This window comes from Allobosea sp. GW823-FHT02B03, from assembly GCF_058797755.1.
Genome location: NZ_JBXAJY010000001.1, coordinates 277,581 through 301,034 on the forward strand (window position 1 = coordinate 277,581; position 23,454 = coordinate 301,034).

The 23,454-nt window shown below is 67.4% G+C and carries 23 protein-coding genes; 11 read left to right on the forward strand and 12 right to left on the reverse strand.

Annotated features, from left to right (window positions below):
• The first annotated feature begins 58 nt into the window (after nt 1–58).
• The 4 genes from AC1REK_RS01315 (at nt 59) to AC1REK_RS01330 (ending at nt 3,640) form a co-directional block, all read left to right on the forward strand.
• Nucleotides 59–973 (forward strand): LysR family transcriptional regulator, encoded by a 915-nt coding sequence (locus AC1REK_RS01315; protein WP_492267464.1) that lies wholly within the window; start codon nt 59–61, stop codon nt 971–973.
• A 79-nt stretch (nt 974–1,052) separates the two neighbouring features.
• Nucleotides 1,053–2,276, forward strand: a complete 1,224-nt coding sequence (locus AC1REK_RS01320; RefSeq protein WP_492267463.1) for an NAD(P)/FAD-dependent oxidoreductase — start codon at nt 1,053–1,055, stop codon at nt 2,274–2,276.
• 98 nt (nt 2,277–2,374) lie between these two features.
• The gene (locus AC1REK_RS01325) at nt 2,375–2,881 is read left to right on the forward strand and encodes a DinB family protein (RefSeq protein ID WP_492267462.1); all 507 of its coding nucleotides are present in this window, start codon (nt 2,375–2,377) and stop codon (nt 2,879–2,881) included.
• Nucleotides 2,882–3,007: 126 nt separating this feature from the next.
• Nucleotides 3,008–3,640, forward strand: coding sequence for a LysE family translocator (locus AC1REK_RS01330; protein ID WP_316016692.1), 633 nt, complete (start codon nt 3,008–3,010; stop codon nt 3,638–3,640).
• Here the strand turns inward: AC1REK_RS01330 and AC1REK_RS01335 are convergent.
• Nucleotides 3,622–4,593 (reverse strand): hydrogen peroxide-inducible genes activator, encoded by a 972-nt coding sequence (locus tag AC1REK_RS01335; protein WP_492267461.1) that lies wholly within the window; start codon nt 4,591–4,593, stop codon nt 3,622–3,624. The two genes, AC1REK_RS01330 and AC1REK_RS01335, sit on opposite strands and share 19 nt — an antisense overlap.
• 138 nt (nt 4,594–4,731) lie before the next feature.
• On the opposite strand from AC1REK_RS01335, the gene AC1REK_RS01340 reads away from it, so the two are divergent.
• The gene (locus AC1REK_RS01340; protein ID WP_492267460.1) at nt 4,732–6,237 is read left to right on the forward strand and encodes a catalase; all 1,506 of its coding nucleotides are present in this window, start codon (nt 4,732–4,734) and stop codon (nt 6,235–6,237) included.
• 183 nt (nt 6,238–6,420) lie between these two features.
• Here the strand turns inward: AC1REK_RS01340 and AC1REK_RS01345 are convergent, their stop codons facing one another.
• Both AC1REK_RS01345 and AC1REK_RS01350 read right to left on the reverse strand, forming a co-directional pair.
• On the reverse strand, nt 6,421–6,897 hold the full coding sequence (locus AC1REK_RS01345) for a GNAT family N-acetyltransferase (protein WP_492267674.1): 477 nt from the start codon (nt 6,895–6,897) through the stop codon (nt 6,421–6,423).
• A gap of 12 nt (nt 6,898–6,909) precedes the next feature.
• Nucleotides 6,910–7,329 carry a VOC family protein gene (locus AC1REK_RS01350; RefSeq protein WP_492267459.1) on the reverse strand — a complete coding sequence of 140 codons (420 nt, stop codon included), beginning with the start codon at nt 7,327–7,329 and terminating at the stop codon, nt 6,910–6,912.
• Nucleotides 7,330–7,488: 159 nt separating this feature from the next.
• On the opposite strand from AC1REK_RS01350, the gene AC1REK_RS01355 reads away from it, so the two are divergent.
• From AC1REK_RS01355 to AC1REK_RS01365, 3 genes are all read left to right on the forward strand, one after another.
• Nucleotides 7,489–8,070 (forward strand): TetR/AcrR family transcriptional regulator, encoded by a 582-nt coding sequence (locus tag AC1REK_RS01355; RefSeq protein ID WP_492267458.1) that lies wholly within the window; start codon nt 7,489–7,491, stop codon nt 8,068–8,070.
• A gap of 182 nt (nt 8,071–8,252) precedes the next feature.
• Nucleotides 8,253–8,627 carry a DUF2200 domain-containing protein gene (locus AC1REK_RS01360; protein ID WP_492267457.1) on the forward strand — a complete coding sequence of 125 codons (375 nt, stop codon included), beginning with the start codon at nt 8,253–8,255 and terminating at the stop codon, nt 8,625–8,627.
• Between the two features lie 225 nt (nt 8,628–8,852).
• Nucleotides 8,853–9,083, forward strand: a complete 231-nt coding sequence (locus AC1REK_RS01365; protein WP_316016698.1) for a hypothetical protein — start codon at nt 8,853–8,855, stop codon at nt 9,081–9,083.
• A 90-nt stretch (nt 9,084–9,173) separates the two neighbouring features.
• On the opposite strand, the gene AC1REK_RS01370 is transcribed toward AC1REK_RS01365, so the two are convergent.
• Complete coding sequence (locus AC1REK_RS01370; RefSeq protein ID WP_492267456.1) at nt 9,174–9,437, reverse strand: hypothetical protein; 264 nt, start codon at nt 9,435–9,437, stop codon at nt 9,174–9,176.
• 126 nt (nt 9,438–9,563) lie between these two features.
• Nucleotides 9,564–9,887 carry an acylphosphatase gene (locus AC1REK_RS01375; protein ID WP_316016700.1) on the reverse strand — a complete coding sequence of 108 codons (324 nt, stop codon included), beginning with the start codon at nt 9,885–9,887 and terminating at the stop codon, nt 9,564–9,566.
• Between the two features lie 217 nt (nt 9,888–10,104).
• Here AC1REK_RS01375 and AC1REK_RS01380 point away from each other — a divergent pair, with 217 nt between their 5' ends.
• Entirely contained in the window at nt 10,105–11,304 is a 1,200-nt protein-coding gene (locus tag AC1REK_RS01380; protein WP_492267673.1) for a M20 family metallopeptidase, read from the forward strand.
• 189 nt (nt 11,305–11,493) lie between these two features.
• Here the strand turns inward: AC1REK_RS01380 and clpB are convergent, their stop codons facing one another.
• Nucleotides 11,494–14,115: an ATP-dependent chaperone ClpB gene (gene clpB, locus AC1REK_RS01385; protein ID WP_492267455.1), complete on the reverse strand. Its 2,622-nt coding sequence runs from the start codon at nt 14,113–14,115 to the stop codon at nt 11,494–11,496.
• Nucleotides 14,116–14,261: 146 nt separating this feature from the next.
• On the opposite strand from clpB, the gene AC1REK_RS01390 reads away from it, so the two are divergent.
• Together AC1REK_RS01390 and AC1REK_RS01395 are read left to right on the forward strand one after the other, a co-directional pair.
• A complete protein-coding gene (locus AC1REK_RS01390) occupies nt 14,262–14,627 on the forward strand; it encodes a DUF2293 domain-containing protein (protein ID WP_492267454.1) in 366 nt (121 codons plus the stop codon).
• Nucleotides 14,628–14,732: 105 nt separating this feature from the next.
• Nucleotides 14,733–15,524 carry an MOSC domain-containing protein gene (locus AC1REK_RS01395; protein ID WP_492267453.1) on the forward strand — a complete coding sequence of 264 codons (792 nt, stop codon included), beginning with the start codon at nt 14,733–14,735 and terminating at the stop codon, nt 15,522–15,524.
• 63 nt (nt 15,525–15,587) lie between these two features.
• On the opposite strand, the gene AC1REK_RS01400 is transcribed toward AC1REK_RS01395, so the two are convergent.
• The 6 genes from AC1REK_RS01400 to AC1REK_RS01425 form a co-directional block, all read right to left on the reverse strand.
• Nucleotides 15,588–16,622, reverse strand: a complete 1,035-nt coding sequence (locus tag AC1REK_RS01400; RefSeq protein ID WP_492273775.1) for a DUF4167 domain-containing protein — start codon at nt 16,620–16,622, stop codon at nt 15,588–15,590.
• A 368-nt stretch (nt 16,623–16,990) separates the two neighbouring features.
• Nucleotides 16,991–17,875: a peptide chain release factor N(5)-glutamine methyltransferase gene (gene prmC, locus AC1REK_RS01405; protein WP_492267451.1), complete on the reverse strand. Its 885-nt coding sequence runs from the start codon at nt 17,873–17,875 to the stop codon at nt 16,991–16,993.
• Between the two features lie 31 nt (nt 17,876–17,906).
• Complete coding sequence (locus AC1REK_RS01410; RefSeq protein WP_327523645.1) at nt 17,907–18,158, reverse strand: hypothetical protein; 252 nt, start codon at nt 18,156–18,158, stop codon at nt 17,907–17,909.
• 59 nt (nt 18,159–18,217) lie between these two features.
• Nucleotides 18,218–19,303 carry a peptide chain release factor 1 gene (gene prfA, locus AC1REK_RS01415; protein ID WP_492267450.1) on the reverse strand — a complete coding sequence of 362 codons (1,086 nt, stop codon included), beginning with the start codon at nt 19,301–19,303 and terminating at the stop codon, nt 18,218–18,220.
• A 67-nt stretch (nt 19,304–19,370) separates the two neighbouring features.
• Complete coding sequence (gene ptsP, locus AC1REK_RS01420; RefSeq protein ID WP_316016709.1) at nt 19,371–21,638, reverse strand: phosphoenolpyruvate--protein phosphotransferase; 2,268 nt, start codon at nt 21,636–21,638, stop codon at nt 19,371–19,373.
• A gap of 104 nt (nt 21,639–21,742) precedes the next feature.
• On the reverse strand, nt 21,743–23,350 hold the full coding sequence (locus tag AC1REK_RS01425) for an alpha,alpha-trehalose-phosphate synthase (UDP-forming) (protein ID WP_414644998.1): 1,608 nt from the start codon (nt 23,348–23,350) through the stop codon (nt 21,743–21,745).
• Nucleotides 23,351–23,454: the final 104 nt, after the last annotated feature.

A 23,454-nucleotide genomic window follows, 5' to 3' on the forward strand; every position in this document is an offset into this window, starting at 1 on the left:
CCCTCTTTCGGTCGCCGCGGGCAACCGATATGTTCTCATATATTGATGAGGTTTTCTCATGACGTCTGAGCTCGTGCCCGGCCGCCTCTCGGTGCCCTCCCTCTCGGCACTGGCCGCCTTCGAGGCGGCGGCACGCCATGGCAGCTTCACCCGTGCCGCCGAGGAGATGAACCTGACGCAAGGGGCGGTCAGCCGCCAGGTCGCCCTACTCGAGCAGAGTCTCGGCCTGAGCCTGTTCGAGCGCGTCAAGAAGCGTGTCAGCCTGACGCCGGCCGGAGCCGCCTATGCGGCGGAAGTCCGCGACGGCCTCTCCCGCCTCGCCGCAGCGACCCTCTCGGCCATGGCCTTTCGCGGAGCCGCCGGCCTGCTGCACCTCGCCATTTTGCCGACTTTCGGCACGCGCTGGCTGATTCCGCGGCTGCCGCGCTTCACCGAGGCCCATCCCGGCGTCACCATCAATTTCTCGACGCGGATCGTGCCTTTCGACTTCGCCCACGACCCGGCCGATGCGGCGATACACTTCGGCCATCCGGTCTGGCCGGGTGCGCGGCTGCACCGGCTGATGGGCGAGGAGGTAGTGCCGGTGGCGGCGCCGGCGCTGGTGGCGCGGGTCGGCCTCAAGGAGGCGGCCGACCTGCTGCGCCAGCCCTTGCTGCAGCAGTCGACGCGGCCGCGGGCCTGGGCCGACTGGCTGGAGAAGCAGGGGCTGCCGCCGGAGCGAGCACTGATGGGCCCGCGCTTCGAGCAGTTCGCCATGGTGGCGCAGGCTGCCGTCGCCGGTCTCGGCATCGCCATCGTGCCGCGCCTCCTGGTTGAGGAGGAGTTGCGCTCCGGCGCGCTCGTCATCCCGGTCGACCGGCCGGTGCGCGGGTCGGAGGGCTATTACCTCGTCTATCCCGAGGCCAAGGCGAGCCTGCCGACCGTGATCGCCTTCCGCGACTGGCTGCTGGGTGAATGCGAGGGCGTCGGCTAGCAGCTCTCGACAAGAGCGGAAAGCCGCGCCAATCATGCGAAAAGGTCACGAACCTTCCCTCCTTCGTCGCAGGTCCAGAATGCCGCCCGTTTCAGAAACCGCAGATGTCGTGATCGTCGGCGGGGCCGCGATCGGCTCCTCCGTCGCCTATCATCTTGCCGCCGATCCCGGCTTCAAGGGCAAGGTCGTGGTGATCGAGAAGGACCCGACCTATCGCTACTCGGCATCGGCCCTCTCCGCGGCTTCGATCCGCCAGCAGTTCTCGAGCGCGGTGAACATCCGCATCTCGCTCCACGGCATCGGCTTCCTGCGCGATATCGGCAGCCATCTTTCCGTCGATGGCGAGGTCCCCTCCATCGATCTGCACGAGGGCGGCTATCTCTATGTTGCGAGCGGCGAGGGCGCTCCGGTGCTCGCGGCCAATCAGCGCCTTCAGCAGGCGGAGGGCGCCGACATCGCCCTGCTGTCGGCCGAAGCGCTCGGCGGCAAGTTCGGCTGGCTCAACACCTCGGATCTCGCCTGCGGCACCTATGGCGTCAGTGGCGAGGGCTGGTTCGACGGTTGGGCCCTGCTCCAGGCTTTCCGCAAGAAGGCGCGCTCCCTCGGCGTCGCGTACCGCCAGGGCGCGGTCGCCAGCTACATCGTCGAAGGCGGGCGGGTCACCGGTGTAGAGCTCTCCGATGGCAGCCGCATCGCTTGCGGGGCAGTGGTCAACGCCGCCGGCTCGCATGGCGCGAGACTGGCGGAAACGGCCGGCGTCGCGATCCCGGTCGCACCGAAGAAGCGCTATGTCTTCACCTTCACCTGCAAGGGCGAGGTCGACAACTGCCCGCTGCTGATCGACACCTCGGGTGCCTATTGCCGGCCGGAGGGGAAGCGCGGCGCCGAAGGGCAGATGTTCATCTGCGGTGCCTCGCCGGTGGAAGGCCAGCACGATCCCGACTGGGACGAGCAGGCCGCCGATGTCGAGGATGTCGACTGGTCCTTCTTCGAGGAGACGGTATGGCCGGCTCTGGCCCATCGCATCCCCGCCTTCGAGGCGATCCGCCCCGGCCGGGCCTGGGCCGGCCCCTATGACATGAACGGGCTCGACGGCAATGCCATCGTCGGACCTGCCGTGGGCGTGACCAATCTCTATCTCGCCAACGGCTTCTCCGGTCACGGTCTGCAGCAATCGCCGGCGGTCGGGCGCGGCCTCGCCGAGCACATCGCGCATGGCCGCTATCTGAGCCTCGACCTTGCCGATCTCGGCCATGAGCGCATCGTTGCGGGCCGGCCGCTCTTGGAGGCCAACATCATCTGAGGCAGGCTCCGCGGCCTCGTCCTTCGAGACGCCGTTGCTGCGGCTGCTCGGGATGAGGGTTGCGGGGACGTCCAAGCCAGAACGAGGGGAGCAACGCCGTGATCGATACCGCCTATGCCGTCACCATGGCGCGCTACAACGCCTGGCAGAACGAGAACCTCTACGGCGCCGCGGCGACATTGAGCGATGCGGCGCGGCGGCAGGATCGTGGCGCCTTCTTCGGCTCGATCCACGGGACTTTCTGCCATCTCCTCTGGGGCGACCGGATGTGGCTCCACCGCTTCGCCGGAATGCCGAAGCCCGATGCCCCCGGCAGCGAATCCTCCCGCATGATCGAAGATTGGGACGAGCTCGTCGCCGAGCGACGGGCAACCGACGCCGTGATCGGCGACTGGGCGGCCGGGCTCTCGCCGGAATGGCTCGCCGGCGATTTGACCTGGGTCTCCGGCATCTCCCGCCGCGAGCTCACCCGGCCGCGGGCCCAGCTCGTCGTCCACTTCTTCAACCACCAGACCCATCATCGCGGCCAGGTCCACGCCATGCTGACAGGTGCTGGCGTAAAGCCGGGCGATACCGATCTCGTGCTGGTCGATATGCGCGGCTGAGCCCGGCCGATCCCACGCTGGACGCAGGCGTTTGCCCATAGGCCATACCGCTCCTGCATGTGTGGCGTCTTGTCCGGATTCGAGCGCTCTGCGCATGGTTCGGCTATCGGATCCGGAGAGATCACCATGCCCGAACTATCGACGTTGCTGGCCTTCACCCTCGTGGCGCTGGGCATGGTGCTGACGCCCGGCCCGAACATGGTCTACCTGATCTCGCGCTCGATCGCGCAGGGGCCGATGGCAGGCATGGTCTCGCTCGGCGGCATCGCGCTCGGCTTCCTGTTTTACGTCTTCTGCGCGGCCTTCGGCATCACCGCGCTCGTCTTCGCTGTGCCCTACGCCTATGACGCGCTCCGGCTGCTTGGCGCCGGCTATCTGCTCTGGCTGGCCTGGCAGTCCCTGCGCCCCGGTGGCCGCTCGCCCTTCCATGTCCGCGACCTCCCGCATGACGGGCCGCGCAAGCTCTTCATGATGGGCTTGCTGACGAGCCTGCTCAATCCGAAGATCGCGATGTTCTATCTCGCGCTGCTGCCGCAGTTCATCGATCCGGCGGCGGGCAGTGTCCTCGGCCAGTCGATCCTGCTCGGGCTGATCCAGATCGTCGTCAGCGTCAGCGTCAACACGCTGATCACCTTCGCCGCCGGCGGCATCGCGCTGTTCCTGCGCACGCGGCCGCTCTGGTCGCTGGCCCAGCGCTGGCTGATGGGCACGGTGCTCGCAGGTTTCGCGCTGAGGATGGCCTACGAAGCGCGGCGCTGAGGCGCGGGCAGGCGCAGCGTCTCCGGCTCGATCGGCGGCCCGCCTTCGCGCCCCTCGGCCAGCGAACTGCCGATCTCGGCGAGGATGCGCCCCAGCGCATGGAAATCGGCCTTGCGCGCCGAGGTTCGGCGCCAGGCCAGGCCGATGGAGCGGCTCGGTGCCGGCGGGGCGAAGCGGTAGAGCTTGACCGGCATGTCCGGCCGGCACTCGATCGGCAGCGCCATCGCCGGCAGCAATGTCGTGCCAAAACCGTTTGCGACCATCTGCATGATCGTCGACAGGCTGGAGGCGCCGTATTGCCGGCGAGAGCCGAGGCTGGCCAGTCCACAGAAGCTCAGCGCCTGGTCGCGCAGGCAATGTCCCTCTTCCAGCAGCAGCAGATTCTCGCCGGCCAGCGCCGCTTCCGGCGTCATCGCCGTGCCGTCGCCGGTCGGGCCGGAGGGCAGCGCCAGCAGGAAGGCGTCGTCGAACAGGTGCATGGTCTCCAGCCCGGATCGGTCGATCGGCAGCGAGAGCAGGGCGACGTCGAGCAGCCCCTCGACGAGGTCGTCGAGCAGGGTCGCGGTTTGCGTCTCGCGCAGCCCGAGATCGAGCGCGGGGTAGCTTTCCTGCAGGCGCGGCAGCGTTGTGGGCAGCAGATAGGGCGCGATCGAGGGGATGACGCCGAGCTCGAGCCGGCCGCTGAGCAGCTTCGGCCGATGCCGGGCGTGGTCGATCAGGTCGTTCGCCTCGATCAGGATGCGGTTGGCCCGCTCGGCGATGTCGTGCCCGGCCTCCGTCAGGGTGATGGCGTTGCGGCGGCGCTCGACCAGCTGCGTCCCGAGGAAGCGTTCGAGCTCCTGGATCTGCAAGGAAAGGGCGGGCTGGCTAACATGGCATTCGGCGGCGGCGCGGCCGAAATGGCGATGGCGTGCCACCGCGGCGAAATAGCGGAGCTGTTTCAAGGTGAACATGACGATAAGATAAACCTATCGTGGCCTGGCGCAAACGGTATTGGACATCATCGTCGCAATGTCCTGTTACTTCCTCCAATTCCAGCCAGGCCGCCCTTCCGGCCTGCTGGTTCCAATTGGCTGCAGGTGGAGGACACGATGTCTAAGAACCCGATCATGCGGACGAGCGCCGGTGCGCCGATCCCGGACAACCAGAATTCCATCACCGCCGGCGAGCGCGGCCCGGTCCTGATGCAGGACTATCAGCTGATCGAGAAGCTGGCCCACCAGAACCGCGAACGCATCCCCGAGCGCGCCGTCCACGCCAAGGGCTGGGGCGCGCATGGCACGCTGACCATCACCGGCGACATCTCGAAGTACACAAAGGCCAAGGCGCTGCAGCCCGGCGCCGTCACGCCGATGATCGCCCGCTTCTCGACCGTGGCCGGCGAGATGGGCGCCGCCGACGCGGAGCGCGACGTGCGCGGCTTCGCGCTGAAGTTCTACACGCAGGACGGCAACTGGGATCTGGTCGGCAACAATACGCCGGTCTTCTTTGTGCGCGATCCCGTGAAGTTCCCGGACTTCATCCACACCCAGAAGCGCCACCCCAAGACCAATATGCGCTCGCCGACGGCGATGTGGGATTTCTGGTCGCTCTCGCCCGAGAGCCTGCATCAGGTCACCATCCTGATGTCCGATCGCGGCCTGCCGACCGATGTGCGCCACATCAACGGCTACGGCTCGCACACCTATTCGTTCTGGAACGACAGCGGCGAGCGCTACTGGGTCAAGTTCCACTTCAAGACCATGCAGGGCCATAAGCACTGGACCAATGACGAGGCTGCCGTCGTCGTCGGCAAGACCCGCGAGTCGACGCAGGAAGATCTCTACAACGCGCTCGAGCGCGGCGAGTACCCGCGCTGGAAGGTGCAGGTTCAGATCATGCCGGAGCTCGATGCCGAGAAGACCTCCTACAACCCGTTCGATCTCACCAAGGTCTGGCCGCATGCCGAGTACCCGGTGATCGACATCGGCGTGATGGAGCTGAACCGCAATCCGGAGAACTACTTCGCCGAGATCGAGAACGCTGCCTTCTCGCCCTCGAACATCGTGCCGGGCATCGGGTTCTCGCCCGACAAGATGCTGCAGGCCCGGATCTTCTCCTATGCCGACGCCCATCGCCACCGGCTCGGGACGCATTACGAGCACATCCCGGTCAACCAGCCGAAGATCCCGGTGCACCACTATCACCGCGACGGCCAGATGAACACGTTCGGCGGCATCAAGACGGGCAATCCCGACGCCTATTACGAGCCGAACTCCTTCGGCGGCCCGGTCGAGGAGCCGTCGGCGAAGGAGCCGCCGCTGCGCATCGACGGCAATGCCGACCGCTACAACCATCGCATCGGCAATGACGACTACGGTCAGCCGCGCGCGCTGTTCAACCTGTTCGACCAGGGTCAGAAGGACCGCCTGTTCTCCAACATCGCCGCGGCGATGGGCGGCATCCCGCAGGCGATCGAGGAGCGCCAGCTCGCGCATTTCGACAAGATCCATCCCGACTACGGCAATGGCGTGCGCCGCGCGCTCGCCAAGGCGGATGGTCGCGAGCGCCCGGCCATCTCGGTCACCGAGAACACGCCGCAGCGCGCCGCCGAGTAAGGCGGATGGTTCGCGGGGCGCCGGTGCGGTGCCCCATCGACCTCAAGCCCCGCCGGCTGCCCGGCGGGGCTCTTCTATTGCCAGGCCGCCGCACATGGCGCCGGTGCGAGCCCTGTGCGACCGGCATTCCTTTCGATCTGCCGATCGGCTGCTCGTCGCTTTAGCTTGAAACCGCAATCGCGCTCAGCGCAGCTCACGCCGGTAGACGATGTGGCCGGAGGGAGCTCCCATGCTGTCGTAAAGACGAAGCGCTGCTGCGTTGTCTGGGCGCACATTCCAAGTCAGGCGCTCGGCGCCGGCGATTTCGGCCGACACGATGGCCGCCTGCATCAGCCCGCGGCCAATGCCACGACCATGCAAAGCCGGCTTGACGAACAGGTCCACCAGGAGCGCTGACGGACCTGCGAGGCTCGTCGTCGGGTGGAAGACGATATGGGCAAATCCGACCAGTTCACGCGCGTGCTCGGCAACCAGAGCCTGCATGGGAATGGCCGGATCGAGGAGTTTGGCCCAGCTGGCAGCCGAAACTTCAGCAGGGGGAGGCGCCCCGCCTTGAGGCCCATAGGCGTGATAGGCGCTCCAGAGCGTTAGCCAGGCGTGATGATCGTCCGACCTGGCCGGTCGAACAGCGACGGGGCGATCCTTCTTCCGTCCGGCCATCGTCACCCGGAGCTATGCATTCATCTCGGCAGGCGCAGCCTCCATGTCCGCCGATATCGCTTCGAACACGTGGCCGTCGGGGTCCTCGAAGGCCCGTGTGTACAGCCAGCCCATGTCCTGCGGCGCGCGGATGTCGGCTTTCCCGCCGGCCGCTGCCGCCGCCGCGACGATGGCGTCGACCTGCTCGCGGCTGTCGCGGGCCAAGGCCAGCAGCACCTCGCTCGTCGCATGGGTGTCTGCGATCCGCTTTGGCGTGAAGGTCGAGAAATAGGCCTGCGACAACAGGTGGAATGTGATGGTGTCGGACCAGACCATGCTCGACGCCTGGTGGTCGCTGAACCGCTCGTTCTTCTCGCAGCCGATCGCCTCATAGAAGCGGGTCGCAGCGGCGAGATCCTTAACCGGCAGATTTACGTAGATCGTCTTCGGCATTGCAGTCCTCCCTTGGCGGTCCGGAGCGCATGGTCGGCGCGGTGACGCGGTCTCCGCGTCTGCGGCCCTTGCACGGCAATTCTTCAAATTTATATAGACCAATCTACATATTTTGTAGACCGGTTTTCATATTCCTGTCAACCGTGCCAGGGTATGGCCATGGCGAACACGACAAAGGATCGGATGCTGCAGGCGGCTGCCAAGCTCCTGCAGACGCGCGGCTATTTCGGTACGGGGCTGAATGATGTCCTCGCCGAGAGCGGCGCTCCGCGAGGCTCGCTCTATTTCCACTTTCCCGGCGGCAAGGGGCAGCTCGCCCTGGAAGCGACCCGTGCTGCGGTCGACGAGGTGACGCTGTCGACCGCCGACATCATCGCCAATGCGGAAACCCCCGGCGCGGCGTTGCGAACCATTTCGGAACGCATCGCCGAACTGATGCGGACGACGAATTACGAGCGAAGCTGCCCGATTTCGCCGCTCGTCAATGATGGCGCAGATGACCTGCCGGCCCTTCTCGATCTGTGCCGCGAGGCTTTCGGCGTCTGGATGGGCCTGATGGAGGAGATGCTGCTGAAGGCCGGCCTGCCGGCCGACCGCGCCAAGGCTCTCGCCCTGCTGGCTCAAACGGTGTTCCAGGGGGGGGCTATCGTCTCGAGGGCCCAGCAGGATGAACGTGCGCTGCTCGATGCAACCGAAGAAGTCGCCAGGCTGGTCGACAAGGAAGTCGCGCAACTGGCGTAGCAGGGCAGGCGCCGAGCCTGGTCCCGCACTTCGCCGTCGCAGGCAGCGATCGTTTCAGGCGGCCGAGCCGAGCTCTTTCGGCATCGCGATCGGGGTGCGCTGGCTTGAGCTCGGGCCCGAGGTTTGCTCTGTTGATGTCTGGTCCCACGGGCGCTCGCGCCGCATCATTGATGGTGGAGGTGATGACCGAGCACCGCATCTATAAAATGAGTTTCGCCAAGGTGTATCCGCTGCTGGTGGCGAAGGCGGAGCGGAAAGGCCGCACAAAGGCCGAGGTCGACGAGATCATCCACTGGCTCACCGGCTATGGCAGCGAGGCTCTCGCATCCCAACTGGCGAAGAATACGGACTATGAGAGCTTCTTCGCCCAGGCGCCGGCTCTCAACCTCGCGCGGGCGGACATAACCGGGGTGGTCTGCGGCGTACGCGTCGAGGAAATCACCGAGCCGTTGATGCGGGAGATCCGCTACCTCGACAAGCTCATCGACGAACTCGCTCGCGGCAAGGCGATCGACAAGATCCTGTCCCGTAAGCCCCGCAATCCGCTGGCGCCTTAGGGCGACGTGCTGAACGAGGCCGTGAACCCCTAACCTTGGGAGCGGCTAGGTTGGGCGGGGAGCGGACCATCCCAGCATTACGCGGCGATGGCTGCCTACGTCCTGATCGACCGCGACTAGTAAGCCCGCCGCGGCTGTAAGGTGCGTGTAAGCGCAGGACGGTGAAATGCCTCTCATCAGGCCGGGCGAAGAAGCCACCGGCCCAGGACGAGAGGAAAGCCGATCATGACCGACAGCCACGCTTGCGACACCGCCCGCGACACCTCCGTTGCCCTGACCGATGCCGATCTCGACACGGTCGCCGGCGCCGGCCTCGGCCAGAAGGTCCTGGGCGTCGCCCTGACCACCGGGGGCGTGCTGACCACCGCGGCGGGCGTCATGACACGCCAGTGGGGCCTCGCCGGCCGCGGCACCAACATGCTGATCGACGGCATCGGCCATCTCGAAGCCGCCTGAGCGCCGAAACGAAAACAGCCCCGCCGGCGCGAGCCGGCGGGGCTTTTCTATGGGGCGGTGTGAGCCAAGGCGGCGGACCAAGGACTGGGACTATCCGGCGGTCTTGGTGAAACCCTTGCTCCAATAATGGTCGAGGATGTTCTGACCGTTCCGGAGCACCGCGGCGGCAATATCAGGATTTCCGCCCTCGAATGTCTCGGGGTCGGCACCGCACAGCATGAGGAACAGCTTCTGCTGGGCTACGGCGACAAAGTAATCGTGATCCGGCGGCGGCAGTTCGGCACCGATCGCTTTCAGCTCGTCCGCGGCTTGCTCGCTGGCGGTCCGGAGCGCCCCATAGATCGCAGCCAACATCGTCTGCTCCGCCCGTTCCTGGATCTCGATGTAGTGTCGTTCGGCTGATGTCGGGACGGGGCAGCTTGGGGGCAATGAAACTCTCCTTGGTCAATAAAAAGCCGTGCAGCGAAGAGGTCTCGCCCGTCAGATGCTGCGGGCGATCGTGAAATCGCCGTTCGCAAGGGCGGCTGCCGAAGCCGAGGCCTCGCGGCGTTCGATGTCGGCGACCACAGCGCCGCGCGGGCCCTTTCGCGCCTCGGCGACCAGGTTCTCCACCGTTTCCGGCGCTCCGCAGAGAAGGGCCTCCACCATGCCGTCGCTGCGGTTTCGCACCCAGCCGGTCACTCCGGCGGCGAGCGCGCGCTCCCGCAGCCATTGCCGGTAGCCGACGCCCTGAACCACGCCTGAAACGATGATGTGGAGCATCATCCTCGCATCCTCCACCCGGAATGCCCGCTGCATGATCATGGCCGATGACGGCCTTCCGAAGGCGAAGCAGGCTAGGTCCTTGCCTGAACAGCGGGGATGTCAGGCGCGAATGCCGGTTCCCTGCCGTCGCCTCAATGCTCTAGCCCTTTGTTTTATCGCATTTTCTTCACGCGAACCGGTACCCACTTCGCTCGAAAATGCTCTAGCCTCGGCCTCCTTCGTATCCGGAACCACAGAGAGCCCGACGATGAGCGACATGACTGCCGAAGAAGCCAAGGTGACCGCCTGGCTTGGCGAGCGCAAGCAGGCGATGATCGACCTCCTGCGCGAGATGGTCGACACCGATTCCGGCTCCTACGACAAGGCGGGTGTCGATCGCGCCGGACAGGTACTGGCCCGCTTCCACGAGAAGAACGGGCTCACCGTCGAGATCGTGCCCGATGCCCGCTATGGCGACGCGGTCAAGGCGCGCCTGCCCAATCCGACGGCCAACGATCAGCGGCCGGTCCTGCTGCTCGGCCACCGCGACACCGTCTTCCCGGAGGGCGAGCCGACACGCCGGCCGTTCACCATCCGCGATGGCCGCGCCTATGGGCCGGGCGTCGCCGACATGAAGGCCGGGCTCGTCATCGAGGCCTTCGTCGCCGCCGCCTTTGCCGCCAATGGCGGGCTGAAGGCGCCACTGATGATGCTGACCACCAGCGACGAGGAGATCGCCTCGCCATCCTCGCGCCCGGTGATCGAGGCGGCGGCGCGCGAGTCGCGCTGCGTCTTCAATGCCGAGCCGAGCCGGCTTCCGGCCGGCACCGAATTCGCCAGCGACCGCAGGCAGTCGGTGACCTCCGGCCGCAAGGGAGGCGTCTTCATGCGGGCCGATTTCCAGGGCAAGGCCGCCCATTCCGGCGCGAATTACGAGAAGGGCATCTCGGCCATCGTTGATCTCGGCCACAAGATCCCGCAGCTCCAGGGGCTGACCGATCTCGAAGCCGGCGTCACGGTCAATGTCGGGCTGATCGGTGGTGGCCAGACGGTCAACACCGTCGCTCCGCATGCCTGGTGCGAGATCGATCTGCGCTACCGCACCAGGGCGCAGCGCGACGAGCTGGTCGACGCGATCCGCGCCATTGTCGAGACGCCCGTGGTCGCGGGTTCCTCGGCGCAGCTCACCATCAAGGGCGAGTTCCTGCCGCTGGAGACGACGGCTGAGTCGGCCGAACTCTACGAGGCCTATCGCGATGCGGCCGCCAGCTTCGGCATCGCTGTCACCGCCGAATACACTGGCGGCTGCGCCGATTCCGGCTTCACCGCTGCCCAGGGCTGCCCGACCCTGTGCAGCGTCGGCCCGGTCGGCGGCATGGCCCATACGCCGGACGAGTTCTTGGAGGTCGAGAGCATCGTCCCGGCGGCGCAGACGCTCGCGCTCGCGGTGATGCGGACTGCGGCCCGGATGGAGTGAGGCTCGCCACCCCACGCCGTCGTCCCGGACCAGCCGCGAAGCGGCGCTGATCCGGGACCCATGCCTGAGCCTCGCCGACGAAGGTTCCGGCATGGGTCCCGGGTCTCCCTTCGGTCGCCCGGGACGACTCCGGAAAGAAAAAAGGCGCCGCTTGCGCGGCGCCCTCCGTTTTTCGCAGCTGGGCGAAGTTCAGTTCAGTGCGACCCCAGCCGGGCGGCTTTCGCTCGCCGCGGGGAATTCGCCGAGCATCAGCCCGGCGGGGCCGACGGTCAGCGGCACGCTTTCGCCGTCGCGGATCGTGCCGGCGAGCAGCAGCTCGGCCAGCGGGTCCTGCACCGACTTCTGGATCACCCGCTTCAGCGGGCGGGCGCCATAGGCCGGGTCGTAGCCCTTGGCGGCCAGCCAGTCGCGCGCCTCGTCGGAGAGCTCGAGCGCGATCTTGCGATCGCTCAGGAGCTTGTCGAGGCGGCCCATCTGGATGTCGACGATCGCGCCCATATCCGACCGCCGCAGGCGGTGGAACAGGATGATATCGTCGATCCGGTTGAGGAACTCCGGCCGGAAGGCATGGCGCACCACGCCCATCACCTCGTCGCGCACGGCGTCGCTGTCCTCGCCCTCGGGCTGGTTCACCAGGAACTCCGAACCGAGATTCGAGGTCATGATGATCAGGACGTTGCGGAAGTCGACCGTACGGCCCTGGCCGTCGGTCAGACGACCGTCGTCGAGCACCTGCAGCAGGACGTTGAACACGTCCGGATGCGCCTTCTCGACCTCGTCAAACAGCACGACCTGATAGGGCCGGCGCCGCACGGCTTCGGTCAGCGCGCCGCCTTCCTCATAGCCGACATAGCCCGGAGGCGCGCCGATCAGCCGGCTGACCGAGTGCTTCTCCATGTATTCGGACATGTCGAGCCGGACCATCGCCGTCTCGTCGTCGAACAGGAACGCGGCGAGCGCCTTGGTCAGCTCGGTCTTGCCGACGCCGGTCGGGCCGAGGAACATGAACGAGCCGATCGGCCGGTTCGGGTCCTGCAGCCCGGCGCGGGCGCGCCTGACCGCCTTGGAGACGGCCTCGACCGCTTCCTCCTGGCCGACGACGCGCTTGGCGAGGCTCTCCTCCATGCGCAGCAGCTTGTCCTTCTCGCCTTCGAGCATCTTGTCGACGGGCACGCCGGTCCAGCGGCTGACCACCTGCGCGACATGGTCGGGCGTCACGGCTTCCTCGACCATGCCGGACGAGTCGCCATTGGCCTCGATATCGGCGAGCGCCTTCTCGAGCTGCGGGATCTCGCCATAGGCGAGCTCGCCTGCGCGCTGGTACTCGCCCTTGCGCTGTGCCTGCGCCAGTTCGTTGCGGGCATTGTCGAGCTTGGTCTTGATCTCAGCGGCATGGCCGAGCTTGTCCTTCTCGGCCTTCCAGCGCGCCGTGATCGTGGCCGAACGGGCTTCGAGCTCGGCGAGTTCGGCTTCGAGCCGCCGCAGCCGCTCCTGCGAGCCGGCGTCGCTCTCCTTCTTGAGCGCCTCCTGCTCGATGCGCAGGCGGACGATCTCGCGGTCGATCGAGTCGAGCTCCTCGGGCTTGGAATCGACCTGCATGCGCAGGCGCGCCGAAGCCTCGTCGACGAGGTCGATCGCCTTGTCGGGCAGGAAGCGGTCGGTGATGTAGCGGTTCGACAGTGTCGTCGCCGCGACCAGCGCCGAGTCGGTGATCCGCACGCGATGATGCTGCTCGTACTTCTCCTTGAGCCCGCGCAGGATCGAGATCGTGTCCTCGACCGTCGGCTCGTCGATGAAGACGGGCTGGAAGCGACGGGCGAGCGCCGCGTCCTTCTCGACGTATTTCCGATACTCGTCGAGCGTGGTCGCGCCGATGCAATGCAGCTCGCCGCGCGCCAGAGCCGGCTTCAGCAGGTTGGAGGCATCCATCGCGCCGTCGGTCTTGCCGGCGCCGACCAGGGTGTGCATCTCGTCGATGAACAGGATGACGCCGCCCGCCGCGGCCGAAACCTCGGAGAGCACGGCCTTCAGCCGCTCCTCGAACTCGCCGCGATATTTCGCGCCGGCGATCAGCGCGCCCATGTCGAGGGCGAGCAGCTCCTTGTCCTTCAGGCTCTCGGGCACGTCGCCATTGACGATGCGCAGCGCAAGGCCTTCGGCGATCGCGGTCTTGCCGACGCCGGGCTCGCCGATCAGCACGGGATTGTTCTTGGTCCGGCGCGAGAGCACCTGGATGGTGCGGCGGATCTCCTCGTCGCGGCCGATGACCGGGTCGAGCTTGCCTTCGCGCGCCGCGGCGGTGAGGTCGCGCGCATATTTCTTCAGAGCGTCATAGCTCTGCTCGGCCGAAGCGGAATCGGCGGTGCGGCCCTTGCGGATCGCCTCGATCGCGGCATTCAGGCTCTGCGGCGTGACGCCGGCCTTCGCCAGCACCTTGCCGGCCTCGGTCTCCTTCTCGATCGCGAGCGCGAGCAGCAGCCGCTCCACCGTGACGAAGCTGTCGCCGGCCTTGTCGGCGGCCGTCTCGGCGGTGCCGAAGACGCGCGCCAGGGCAGGCGTCAGCTGCGGGCCGCTGGCACCGGAGCCGCTCACCTTGGGCAGCTTGGCCAGCGCCGCGTCGACCATCTGCTTGGCCAGGCGCGACTGGCCGCCCGCGCGGTCGATCAGGCCCGCGGCCATGCCTTCGCCATCGTCGAGCAGCGCCTTCAGCACATGCTCGGGCGTGAACTGGGGATGGCCCTCGCGCATCGCGATGGTCTGGGCTGCCTGCAGGAAGCCCTTCGCCCGGTCCGTGTATTTCTCGATGTTCATCAATATACCTCCGCCCGCCGGTCGCGCCCCGTGGCGGCGGAGCCGGCTGCCTTTCATCAGGATGGAGCCCCCTGTCGGGCGACCCCTCGTTCAGACAGATAGGTGTTGCATCTGCGCAACGTAAGGGGGGCGGCGGCGGTTTGGGATTGACGATCGTCGCTGCCCCCGCCCAGCGTACGGCCATGGTCGGAACCAAGCGGCAACAAGCGATTCGCAAGGCGCTGCGGGCGCTGGCGCCCGGTATTCCGCTCAGCGATGCCGAGGCGGTGCTGGAGCTCGCCGGACGCAATCAGATGAAGGCGTTGCCGCCCACCACTGCGCTTTGGCTGGCCCTCGGCAGCCATGTCCGCCACAGCCACACCGATTACGACCGGTTGCTCGCCGAAGGCTATGAGCGCGATGCGGCGCGCTTCTTCGTCATCGACCAGACCGACGACGTGCTCTCGGGCTGGGGCTGCCAGCGCTCCGTCGCCGAGAGCGAGGATGAGTTCGGAGCGGGCAACGCGTCCTGATCGGTCCGATCTAGGCATTTCATCGATCGCTGCCGGTTAGGCGCTGGATCGCCGACCCCCTGGCATGGCAAGGTCCCGCCTCGTCGCACTGCCGAGGACAAGACCATGCGCGTCGCATCGCTCTACCGCTACCCGGTCAAGGGGCTCTCGCCCGAACCGCTGGCGAGCGCGGCGCTACCGGCCGGCGGCTACTTCCCGGGAGACCGGCTCTTCGCCATCGAGAACGGGCCCTCGGGATTCGATCCGGCCGAGCCGGTGCATCAGCCCAAGATCAAATACCTGATGCTGATGCGCAACGAGTCCCTCGCGCGGCTCCGGACGCACCATGACGACACCAGCGGCGAGCTGGTGATCGCGCAGGAAGGGGCCGAGGTCCTGCGGATCGCGCCCGCAAGCCCGGAGGGCCGGGAACGCCTCTCGGCTTTCTTCGAAGGCTTCATGCCGGACGAACTACGTGGCCGGCCGCGTCTGCTGGCCGCGCCGGAAGGTTATCGCTTCACCGATTCGCGCTCGGGCTTTCTCTCGATCATCAATCTGGCGAGCGTCGCCGATCTCGCGGCGCGAGTGGGCGCCGCCATCGACCCGCTGCGCTTTCGCGGCAATGTCATGGTCGAGGATCTCCCGGCCTGGGCCGAGAATGATCTGGTCGGGCGGGAGCTGGAGGGACCAGGCGGTTTGCGCCTCTCGGTGATCAAACGGATCGAACGCTGCGCCGCCACCAATGTCGATCCGCAAACCGGTGTCCGCGATCTGCAGATCCCCAAGGCCCTGATGCAGGCCTATGGCCATGTCGACTGCGGGATCTATTGCCGGATCCTCGCCGGTGGCACCCTGTCCCGCGGTGCCCGGCTCGAAGCCGTGGCGGCGCCCGAGCCTGTTTCCGCCGCCATAGCCTGACACGAAAAAGGGCCCTTGCGGGCCCTCATCCGTTCTTGGTGATCGCGTGGTCGCAGCCTGCGCTCACTCGGCAGCAGTATCGCTGTCGGAGCCGAGCGCATCCATGACCTCGCGCGGCGAGCGGCGACGGCGCGGCGCCCGCTTGGGCTTCTCGGCCTCAGACGCGGCGTCGGCGGTCTCGACCGCCGCAGCTTCGGCGACGGGGGCAGGGGCCGGCGCGGGGGCGGCGGCTTCCGGCTCGTCGTTGGCGATGGCGATCGGCACGCGCGTCGGCGTCGTCAGGAAAGCCGGCAGTGCGGCGGCGACCTCCTGCTCGGCCGCGACGGCCGGAGCCTCGGAGCGGCGCTGGCGCTCGCCACGCGGCTGACGCTCGGGGCGCCGCTCGCTCTGGCTCGGGGCCGGGGCGAAATCGGGCTGCTCGGCGCCGGGCTGGGCTTCGGGCCGCGGCGCATAGGGGGCCGGCTGGCCGTCCTGGCGCTCGAAGCGGCGTTCGCCACGCTCACCGCGCTCCTGCCGCTCGCCGCGCTCCGGGCGGTCGAAGCGGCGCTGGCCGTTGCGATCCTGATTCCGGTCGAAGTTGCGCTCATTGCGATTCGGCCGCTCGAAGCGCTGGCCGCCGGGCTGGCCTTCGCCGCCCTCGCCATCCTGTCGCTCCTGGCGCTGCCCGCCATGACCGTTGACGCCATTGCCGTTGAAGGACTGGCGCTCGGCCTGCTGGCCGCCGGCCTGGAATGCGCCAGCTTCCTCCTCGCCTTCCTCCTCGCTCTCGTCGGGGTCGTCGCTGAAGGCGCGGTTGGGCGGGAAGCTGTGGCCGAACTGCTGGGCCATCTGCTCCTGCGCCGCGAGCAGGATGCGGTAATAGTGCTCGGCGTGCTGGAAATAGTTCTCCGCCGCGACCGGGTCACCCGAAGACTGGGCGTCACGCGCCAACTGCAGGTACTTCTCCGCGACATGCTGAGCCGTGCCCCTGACCTTGACGTCGGGGCCGTTCGATTCGTAGCTCCGCTGCAACGGGTTAGGAGACTTCCGGTTACCGCTATTATTGTTGTTATTGTTGTTGTTACGGCCGCGCATACGCCGGTTCTGACCTGGTCTCATTCGCGTCAATCTCGCGTTCTGTTCACTCGAGGCAACCTTGCAAGGGCGTCACAGACGCCATGAGGCGCGGCGGGTTGCGACGCCGCGCTGAGGCAATCCGACCTGAAAGGGCTCTGCGCCGATATTGGTCTTCACGCGCTCTTTCCAACGGAGCTTCTGCAGCTCCCGACTGAGCGGCGATCCCGCGCGCTCGGAAGTCTCGGTTTGGCTGTGTCAGTAACGTCGGTCCTGGCAGTGATCCGAAAGCCAGGCCGGTACGCTGGACCTTGCTAAAGGTTAAGTGCTGACGACACCGTCTTCAAGACCCAGTGTGCATAACCGGTTTCCGCAGCCTTTCCAAGCAAAATCGCGCAGGAAACTGTGCAGGATCACATTTCGCCGGCAAAGACGAGGGCGCGACTATGGCCGCCGAGATCACGATGGGACTGCAGATACCGCAGCCCCGCGGCCGTCATCAGGGCGCGTACCTGATCTTCCTGGCCGGCGCCGATCTCGAGAACCGCCCGTCCTCCCGCCGCGAGTCGGGCCGGCAGGAGGGCGGCGAGCGCGCGGTAGGCGTCGAGCCCGTCCGGTCCGCCATCGAGCGCCAGAAGCGGGTCGTATTCGCGCACGCCGGAATCGAGCCGGGCGATGTCATCGCTGGCGATATAGGGCGGATTCGACAGGATCAGGTCGAATCTCCCGGTCAGCCCCTCGTCCCAGCGCGCCAGCCTGAATTCGGCCCGCTCCGAGACGCCGTTGCTGATGGCGTTGCCAGTGGCGGTCGCGAGCGCATCCTCGGACAAATCGACGCCGATGCCGCGCGCCTGCGGGAATTCGCTCAACGCCGCGATCAGGAGGCAGCCCGTCCCGGTGCCGAGGTCGAGGAAGTTCATGGCCTCCTGCCGGCGTTCGCCCAGATGATGGAGGGTCGCCTCGATCAGGCTCTCGCTGTCGGGCCGGGGCTCGAGCGTGCCCGGCGAAAGCGAGAAACTCAGCCCCCAGAACTCGCGCGCGCCGAGAACACGCCAGAGCGGCTCGCCGGCGAGCCGCCGCGACAATGCGTCCCGGAGGCGGTTTGCTGCGGTGGCGTCCAGCTTGTCGCCGCTGCCGGCGAGATCTTCGATCAGGATGCGCGCTTCGAAAGTGTAATCGGCGATGCCTGCTTGCCTGAGCGTCCGCGCCAGCGCGCGCCGGGCGTCGGAAACGGCATCGCCCGCCGCCGGTGAGGCAGCGGGCGTGGAATTGTCGGCAGGGCGGCCTGAGTGCGACAAATCTGTCCTTGGGGCCGGCCCTGCGGCCGGATCAGTTGCCCTGCATCGCTTCCTGGACGCAGGAGTTCACCTTGATCCGCAGCGCGGATTTGCTCTCCTTAGCGCCGCGGAACTGGCGCTGGCAATCCTGCCTGGCCTGCTTCTCGGTCTTGGCCTTCTGCAGATGGGCCGGCTCGCCGCTGAAGACTTTTCGCGCGGTTTGCGATCCGGTCTGGGCCCCGGCCGCCAGCGGCGTCAAGGCGATGGCGGCGACAAGGGCGATGCTGCTGAGCAGGGTCTTCATGTCTATCCTCCCCGGACGATGTTACGATGAGACAGTAACGCGCGAACCGGGGTGAGGTTTCACACCGTGCCTTGCTCGGCGAGCAGTTCCGCCTGGCGGGCGGCGGTCAGCGCATCGATGATCTCGTCCAGAACCAGCCCCTGCATCATCTCGTCGAGTTTGTAGAGCGTCAGGTTGATGCGGTGGTCGGTAACGCGGCCTTGCGGGAAGTTGTAGGTGCGGATGCGCTCCGAGCGATCGCCGGAACCGATCTGGGAACGCCGGTCGGCCGAGCGCTCGGCATCGGCGCGGCTGCGCTCCTGGTCGTAGAGCTTGGCGCGCATAAGCTCGTAGGCGCGCGCCTTGTTCTTATGCTGCGAGCGCTCGTCCTGGACCAGGACGACGATGCCGCTCGGGATATGGGTCAGCCGCACCGCCGACTCCGTCTTGTTGACGTGCTGGCCGCCGGCGCCCTGGGCCCGCATCGTGTCGATGCGCAGGTCCTTCTCGTCGAGGGCGACGTCGACCTCGCTGGCGAGTGGCAGGGTCGCGACGGTCGCGGCCGAGGTATGGATCCGACCGCTCGCCTCGGTGTCGGGCACGCGCTGCACCCGGTGGACACCCGATTCGTATTTCAAGCGGGCGTAGACGCCCTTGCCGGAGATCTCGGCGATCACTTCCTTGAAGCCGCCGACCGTGCCTTCGCTCTCCGAGAGAATGTCGAGGCTCCAGCCCTGCTGGGCGGCATAGCGCTGGTACATGCGCAGCAGGTCGCCGGCGAAGAGCGAGGCCTCGTCGCCGCCGGTGCCGGCCCGGATCTCGAGGATGACGCCGCGCTCGTCGGCGGCATCCTTCGGCAGCAGCGCGATCAGGATCTCGCGCCCCCGCGCCTCGATCTCGGCGCGCGCATGGTCGCGCTCCTCATAGGCGAGGTCGCGCATTTCGGTGTCGGTCGCCGGGTCGTCGATCATGGCCAGGGCCTCGTCGAGCCCGGCCTGCGCCTTGCGCCAGGCAGCGATCGCCGCGACGACCGGATCGAGCTCGGCCAGTTCCTTGGCGAGCTCGACCACCCGCGTCGGCTCGCTCGCATGGTTGATCGCGTCGCTGGCCGCGGCATGGCGGGCGACGATGCCGTCGAGGCGGTCTTGCGGGAGGAGGAGGGACATGGCGATGATGCGATCTTGCTGAACAATGGGGGCCGGCGGCTACCGGCAGGCACGGCCGCGAGCGTCGCTAGACCGGAACCTTCATTTCGGCGGCGAGCGCGCCGAGGAGCGGGCGCAGGCTAGCCGCGCCGTCGGAGGCCGCCAGCCACGCGTCGAGCCGCTGGCGCGCCTTGCCGGCGTCGAGCGTCCGCAGCATCGCCTTGACCGGTCCGACAGAGGCCGCCGACATCGAGAAGGAGCGGTAGCCGAGTGCGATCAGCGCCAGCGCTTCAATGGGCTTTCCCCCCATCTCGCCGCAGACCGTGACCGGGCAGCCGGCCTTGTCGGCCTCGTCGATGATTGCGCGCAGGGCCCTGAGGCCGGCGGCGCAGAGCGGGTCGAAGCGATCGGAGACACGCCGGTTCTCGCGGTCGGCCGCGAAGAGGAACTGCATGAGGTCGTTGGTGCCGATCGAGAGGAAATCGGCCTCGCGGGCGATTTCGGGCAGTTCGAACAGCAGCGACGGTACTTCGACCATGACGCCGAGCTGCAGGCTGGACGGTGCCGGGCGGCCGTCGCGCTCGAGCACGGCGAGCTCGCGACGCACGATCAGCCGGGCGCGCAGGAACTCGTTCACGGTCGCGACCATGGGCAGCATGATCTTCATGTCGTAGCCCGCGCCGGCGCGCAGCAGCGCCCGCACCTGCGCCCGCAGCAGGCGCGGCTTGTCGAGTCCGATGCGGATCGCGCGCCAGCCCAGCGCCGGGTTCTCCTCCTCGACGCGTTCCATATAGGGCAGCACCTTGTCGCCGCCGATGTCGAGCGTGCGGAAGGTCACCGGCCGGCCATTGGCCGCCGCCAGCACGGCGCCGTAGAGCGCCTGCTGCTCGGCGGTGGTCGGCATGTGCTGCGCCACCATGAACTGCAGCTCGGTGCGGAAGAGGCCGATGCCGGATGCGTTGGTCTCGTCCAGGTTGGGCAGATCGACGAAGAGCCCGGCATTGATCTGCAGGGTGATGTCGACGCCGTCCTTGGTCACCGCCGGCTGCGTCTTGAGCTTGCGGTACTGCTCCTGCTTGCGGGCACGCAGGCGCGCCTTGTCCTTGTAGGCGTTCTCGACGTCGGGCTGCGGCCGGATCTGGACCTCGCCGGCCTGGCCATCGACGATGACCGCGTCGCCAGCCTCGATCAGCGCCGTGGCATTGGCGATCTCGCCCACGGCCGGGATGCCGAGCGCACGCGCCACGATCGCGATATGGCTGGTCGGCCCGCCTTCCTCCAGCACGAGCCCGCGCAGATGTGAGCGGTCATAGTCGAGCAGCGCCGCCGGCCCCATCGATCGGGCGATCAGGATGGCGTTCTCGGGCAGCTGCTCGCGCGCGACCCCGTTCGGCTTGCCGACCAGCGTACGCAGCAGCCGGTTGGCGAGGTCGTCGAGATCGTGCAGACGCTCGCGCAGATAGGGGTCGGTCTGGCGCTGCATCTTGGCGCGCGTATCCGACTGGACGCGCTCGACCGCGGCCTCCGCAGTGAGGCCGGTCATCACCGCCTCGCGCATGCGACGCAGCCAGCCCTGGTCATGGGCGAACATGCGGAAGGTCTCGAGCACGTCGCGATGCTCGCCGGTATGGGCGACGTCGCCACGCTCGATCAGTTCGTCGATCGCGGCGCGCATCCGCGCGATCGCCGCCTCCAACCGCGAGACTTCCAGGGCAGGATCCTCGGCGATCAGGTCGGTGATCGCGACGCGCGGCTCATGCAGCACGGCGTAGCCGAGGCCGACGCCGTCGGCCAGTGTCGTGCCGATGCCGTGGATCGGCCGCTCCAGCCCGATCGCGGCGCCGGGCCGGGACAGAGCCTTCAGCCCTCCGGCCGCGATCATCTCGGCCATGATCATGGCCGTGGTCTGCAGCGATTCGGTCTCGTCCTCGCTGTAAATGCGCGAGGCCCGGTTCTGGATGACGAGCACGCCCATCACCGCGCCGCCGCGCAGGATCGGCACGCCGAGGAACGAACGGTAGATCTCTTCGCCGGTCTCGGGGCGGTAGGAGAATGCTGGGTGCGCCTGCGCGTCCGAGAGCGCGATCGGCTCGGCCTCGCTGGCGATCAGGCCGACCAGGCCCTCGCCGGCGCGCATGGTTGTGTGGTGGACCGCCTCGCGGTTGAGGCCTTCGGTGGCATAAAGCTCGAGCGAGCCGTCTTCGCGCAGGACATAGACCGAGCACACCTCGGCCACGAGATTGCCGGCGATCAGGACGACGAGCCGGTCCAGCCGCTCCTGCGGGCTGACCGGCGCTGCCATCACCTCGCGGAGCCGGCGTAGCAGAACGCCCGATCCCCCGAGTGCGCCTCGCATCAAATGCCCTCCGCCCGCCTCCACAGCCTAACAGGCCGACGTGTCGCTCCAGACCTGACATCGTCGCGCCAGAGTTGCAAGCGAGGTCCGATCCGCGCCTGCTTCTAGCGAGGTGATGCGGCATTCGGCAAGGGCTTGGAACCGGCCCTTTGCCCGAAGCTGCCGCGCTTCTCGCCTAAAGCAGCGTCATTTGCTGCCTGGGCCGGCTGTATGGCGGTCTTCGCGGCCGGCTTTTTCGCTGCCGGCCGGGTTGTCGCACGCTGCCGCGCCGCCGGCTTTCGTGTCGCTCCGCTGGCTTTCCGCGGCGGCTCGGGCGGCGCCAACTTGTCGGCGGCCTCGGCACCGGTCAGCGCGGCCAGATAGCGCGAGGTCCACCAGCCGATGTCGCTCGCCGCGATTGTGGCGTAGAGCCGCTCGAAGCGCCGCACGCGTTCGGATTGCGGCATGGCGAGCGCGGTGCGGATCGCTTCTGCGACCTCGTGGGTGTCGTAGGGATTGACGATCAGCGCCTCTCCCATCTGATGCGCCGCTCCGGCGAAGCGCGAAAGCACGAGCACACCGGGGTCTTCGGGGTTCTGCGCGGCGATATACTCCTTGGCGACGAGATTCATGCCGTCGCGCATCGGCGTCACCAGCCCGACCTGGGCGCGTCGGTAGAAGCCAGCGAGAGCGCTGCGAGAATAGGCTTTCTTGACCACACGTATCGGCGTCCAGTCGAACTCGCCGAGGGCGGCGTTGAGGCGTCCGGCGACCTCGTCCGATTGCCGGTCGAGCTCGGCATATTCCGGCACGTCGCTGCGCGAGGGCGGTGCGATCTGCAGCAGGCCGACATTGCCCCGATGCTCGGGATGGCTGCGCAGGAACTGGCCGAAGGCCTCGAGCCGCTGGACGATGCCCTTGGAATAGTCGAGCCGGTCGACGCCGATCACCAACTTGCGGCCGCCGAGCGGGCCGGTGGTCGCCCGGATCGGCTGGGTCGCGGCGCGGACCGAGGCGACGGCGAGCTTGCGGAAGGATTCGACGTCGATGCCGATCGGGAAGGGCCGGACCACGGTTTCGCGCGGACCCGCCTTGACCCGTTCGCCATCGCGATGGGCGCCGCGCAGGGCCACCAGCCCGCCGATCAGGTTGTCGGCATCGGTCTGGGTCTGCATGCCGACGAGATCGTACGCCGTCATCGTGCTGATCAGGGTCGCGCTGAAGGGTAGGGCGCCGAAGACCTCCGCCGAAGGCCAGGGAATGTGATGAAAATAGCCGATGCGGTTGGTCACGCCGCGGCGGCGCAGCTCGGCGGCCAGCGGGATCAGGTGGTAGTCGTGGATCCAGATCACGTCGTCGGGCTTGAGCTGCGGCACCAGCAGCTTGGCGAAGCGGCGGTTGACGCCGAGATAGCCGGCATAGTCCGAGCGGTCGAACTCGGTCAGGCCGAGCCGGTAGTGCATCAGCGGCCACAGCGCGCGGTTCGAGAAGCCGAGATAATAGCTCTGGCGTTCGGCCTCGGTGAGATCGACGACGGCGTACGAGACATTGCCGAGACGCACGGGTTCGACGCGGGACGAAGGCTCGGCGCTCGTCGTCCCGCTCCAACCGAACCAAAGGCCGCCATGCTTTTCGAGGGCCGAGCGCAGCGCTACCGCCAGCCCTCCTGCTGCCACTTTTTCGCCACGTTCTGGCATGGTGACGCGGTTGGAAACCACCACAAGACGCATGATGCCTCACTGTTCGTTGACGAATGCCGCGATGGCGCGGGAACAGAACGCGCTGGCAGACGTAATGTTTCGTGTGCACGCCGGCCTTCTTGGCCGGATCGCGTCGT

Coding starts and splice junctions, on each gene's coding strand:
- prfA (WP_492267450.1), bottom strand. CDS start 19,303: ATGTCCCTCCTCCTCCCGCAAGACCGCCTCGACGGCATCGTCGCCCGC.
- AC1REK_RS01355 (WP_492267458.1), top strand. CDS start 7,489: ATGGCGAACACGACAAAGGATCGGATGCTGCAGGCGGCTGCCAAGCTC.
- AC1REK_RS01380 (WP_492267673.1), top strand. CDS start 10,105: ATGACTGCCGAAGAAGCCAAGGTGACCGCCTGGCTTGGCGAGCGCAAG.
- AC1REK_RS01330 (WP_316016692.1), top strand. CDS start 3,008: ATGCCCGAACTATCGACGTTGCTGGCCTTCACCCTCGTGGCGCTGGGC.
- AC1REK_RS01320 (WP_492267463.1), top strand. CDS start 1,053: ATGCCGCCCGTTTCAGAAACCGCAGATGTCGTGATCGTCGGCGGGGCC.
- AC1REK_RS01410 (WP_327523645.1), bottom strand. CDS start 18,158: ATGAAGACCCTGCTCAGCAGCATCGCCCTTGTCGCCGCCATCGCCTTG.
- ptsP (WP_316016709.1), bottom strand. CDS start 21,638: ATGCGAGGCGCACTCGGGGGATCGGGCGTTCTGCTACGCCGGCTCCGC.
- AC1REK_RS01350 (WP_492267459.1), bottom strand. CDS start 7,329: ATGCCGAAGACGATCTACGTAAATCTGCCGGTTAAGGATCTCGCCGCT.
- clpB (WP_492267455.1), bottom strand. CDS start 14,115: ATGAACATCGAGAAATACACGGACCGGGCGAAGGGCTTCCTGCAGGCA.
- AC1REK_RS01335 (WP_492267461.1), bottom strand. CDS start 4,593: ATGTTCACCTTGAAACAGCTCCGCTATTTCGCCGCGGTGGCACGCCAT.
- AC1REK_RS01315 (WP_492267464.1), top strand. CDS start 59: ATGACGTCTGAGCTCGTGCCCGGCCGCCTCTCGGTGCCCTCCCTCTCG.
- AC1REK_RS01365 (WP_316016698.1), top strand. CDS start 8,853: ATGACCGACAGCCACGCTTGCGACACCGCCCGCGACACCTCCGTTGCC.
- AC1REK_RS01400 (WP_492273775.1), bottom strand. CDS start 16,622: ATGAGACCAGGTCAGAACCGGCGTATGCGCGGCCGTAACAACAACAAT.
- AC1REK_RS01340 (WP_492267460.1), top strand. CDS start 4,732: ATGTCTAAGAACCCGATCATGCGGACGAGCGCCGGTGCGCCGATCCCG.
- AC1REK_RS01345 (WP_492267674.1), bottom strand. CDS start 6,897: ATGGCCGGACGGAAGAAGGATCGCCCCGTCGCTGTTCGACCGGCCAGG.
- AC1REK_RS01375 (WP_316016700.1), bottom strand. CDS start 9,887: ATGATCATGCAGCGGGCATTCCGGGTGGAGGATGCGAGGATGATGCTC.
- AC1REK_RS01370 (WP_492267456.1), bottom strand. CDS start 9,437: ATGTTGGCTGCGATCTATGGGGCGCTCCGGACCGCCAGCGAGCAAGCC.
- AC1REK_RS01360 (WP_492267457.1), top strand. CDS start 8,253: ATGACCGAGCACCGCATCTATAAAATGAGTTTCGCCAAGGTGTATCCG.
- AC1REK_RS01395 (WP_492267453.1), top strand. CDS start 14,733: ATGCGCGTCGCATCGCTCTACCGCTACCCGGTCAAGGGGCTCTCGCCC.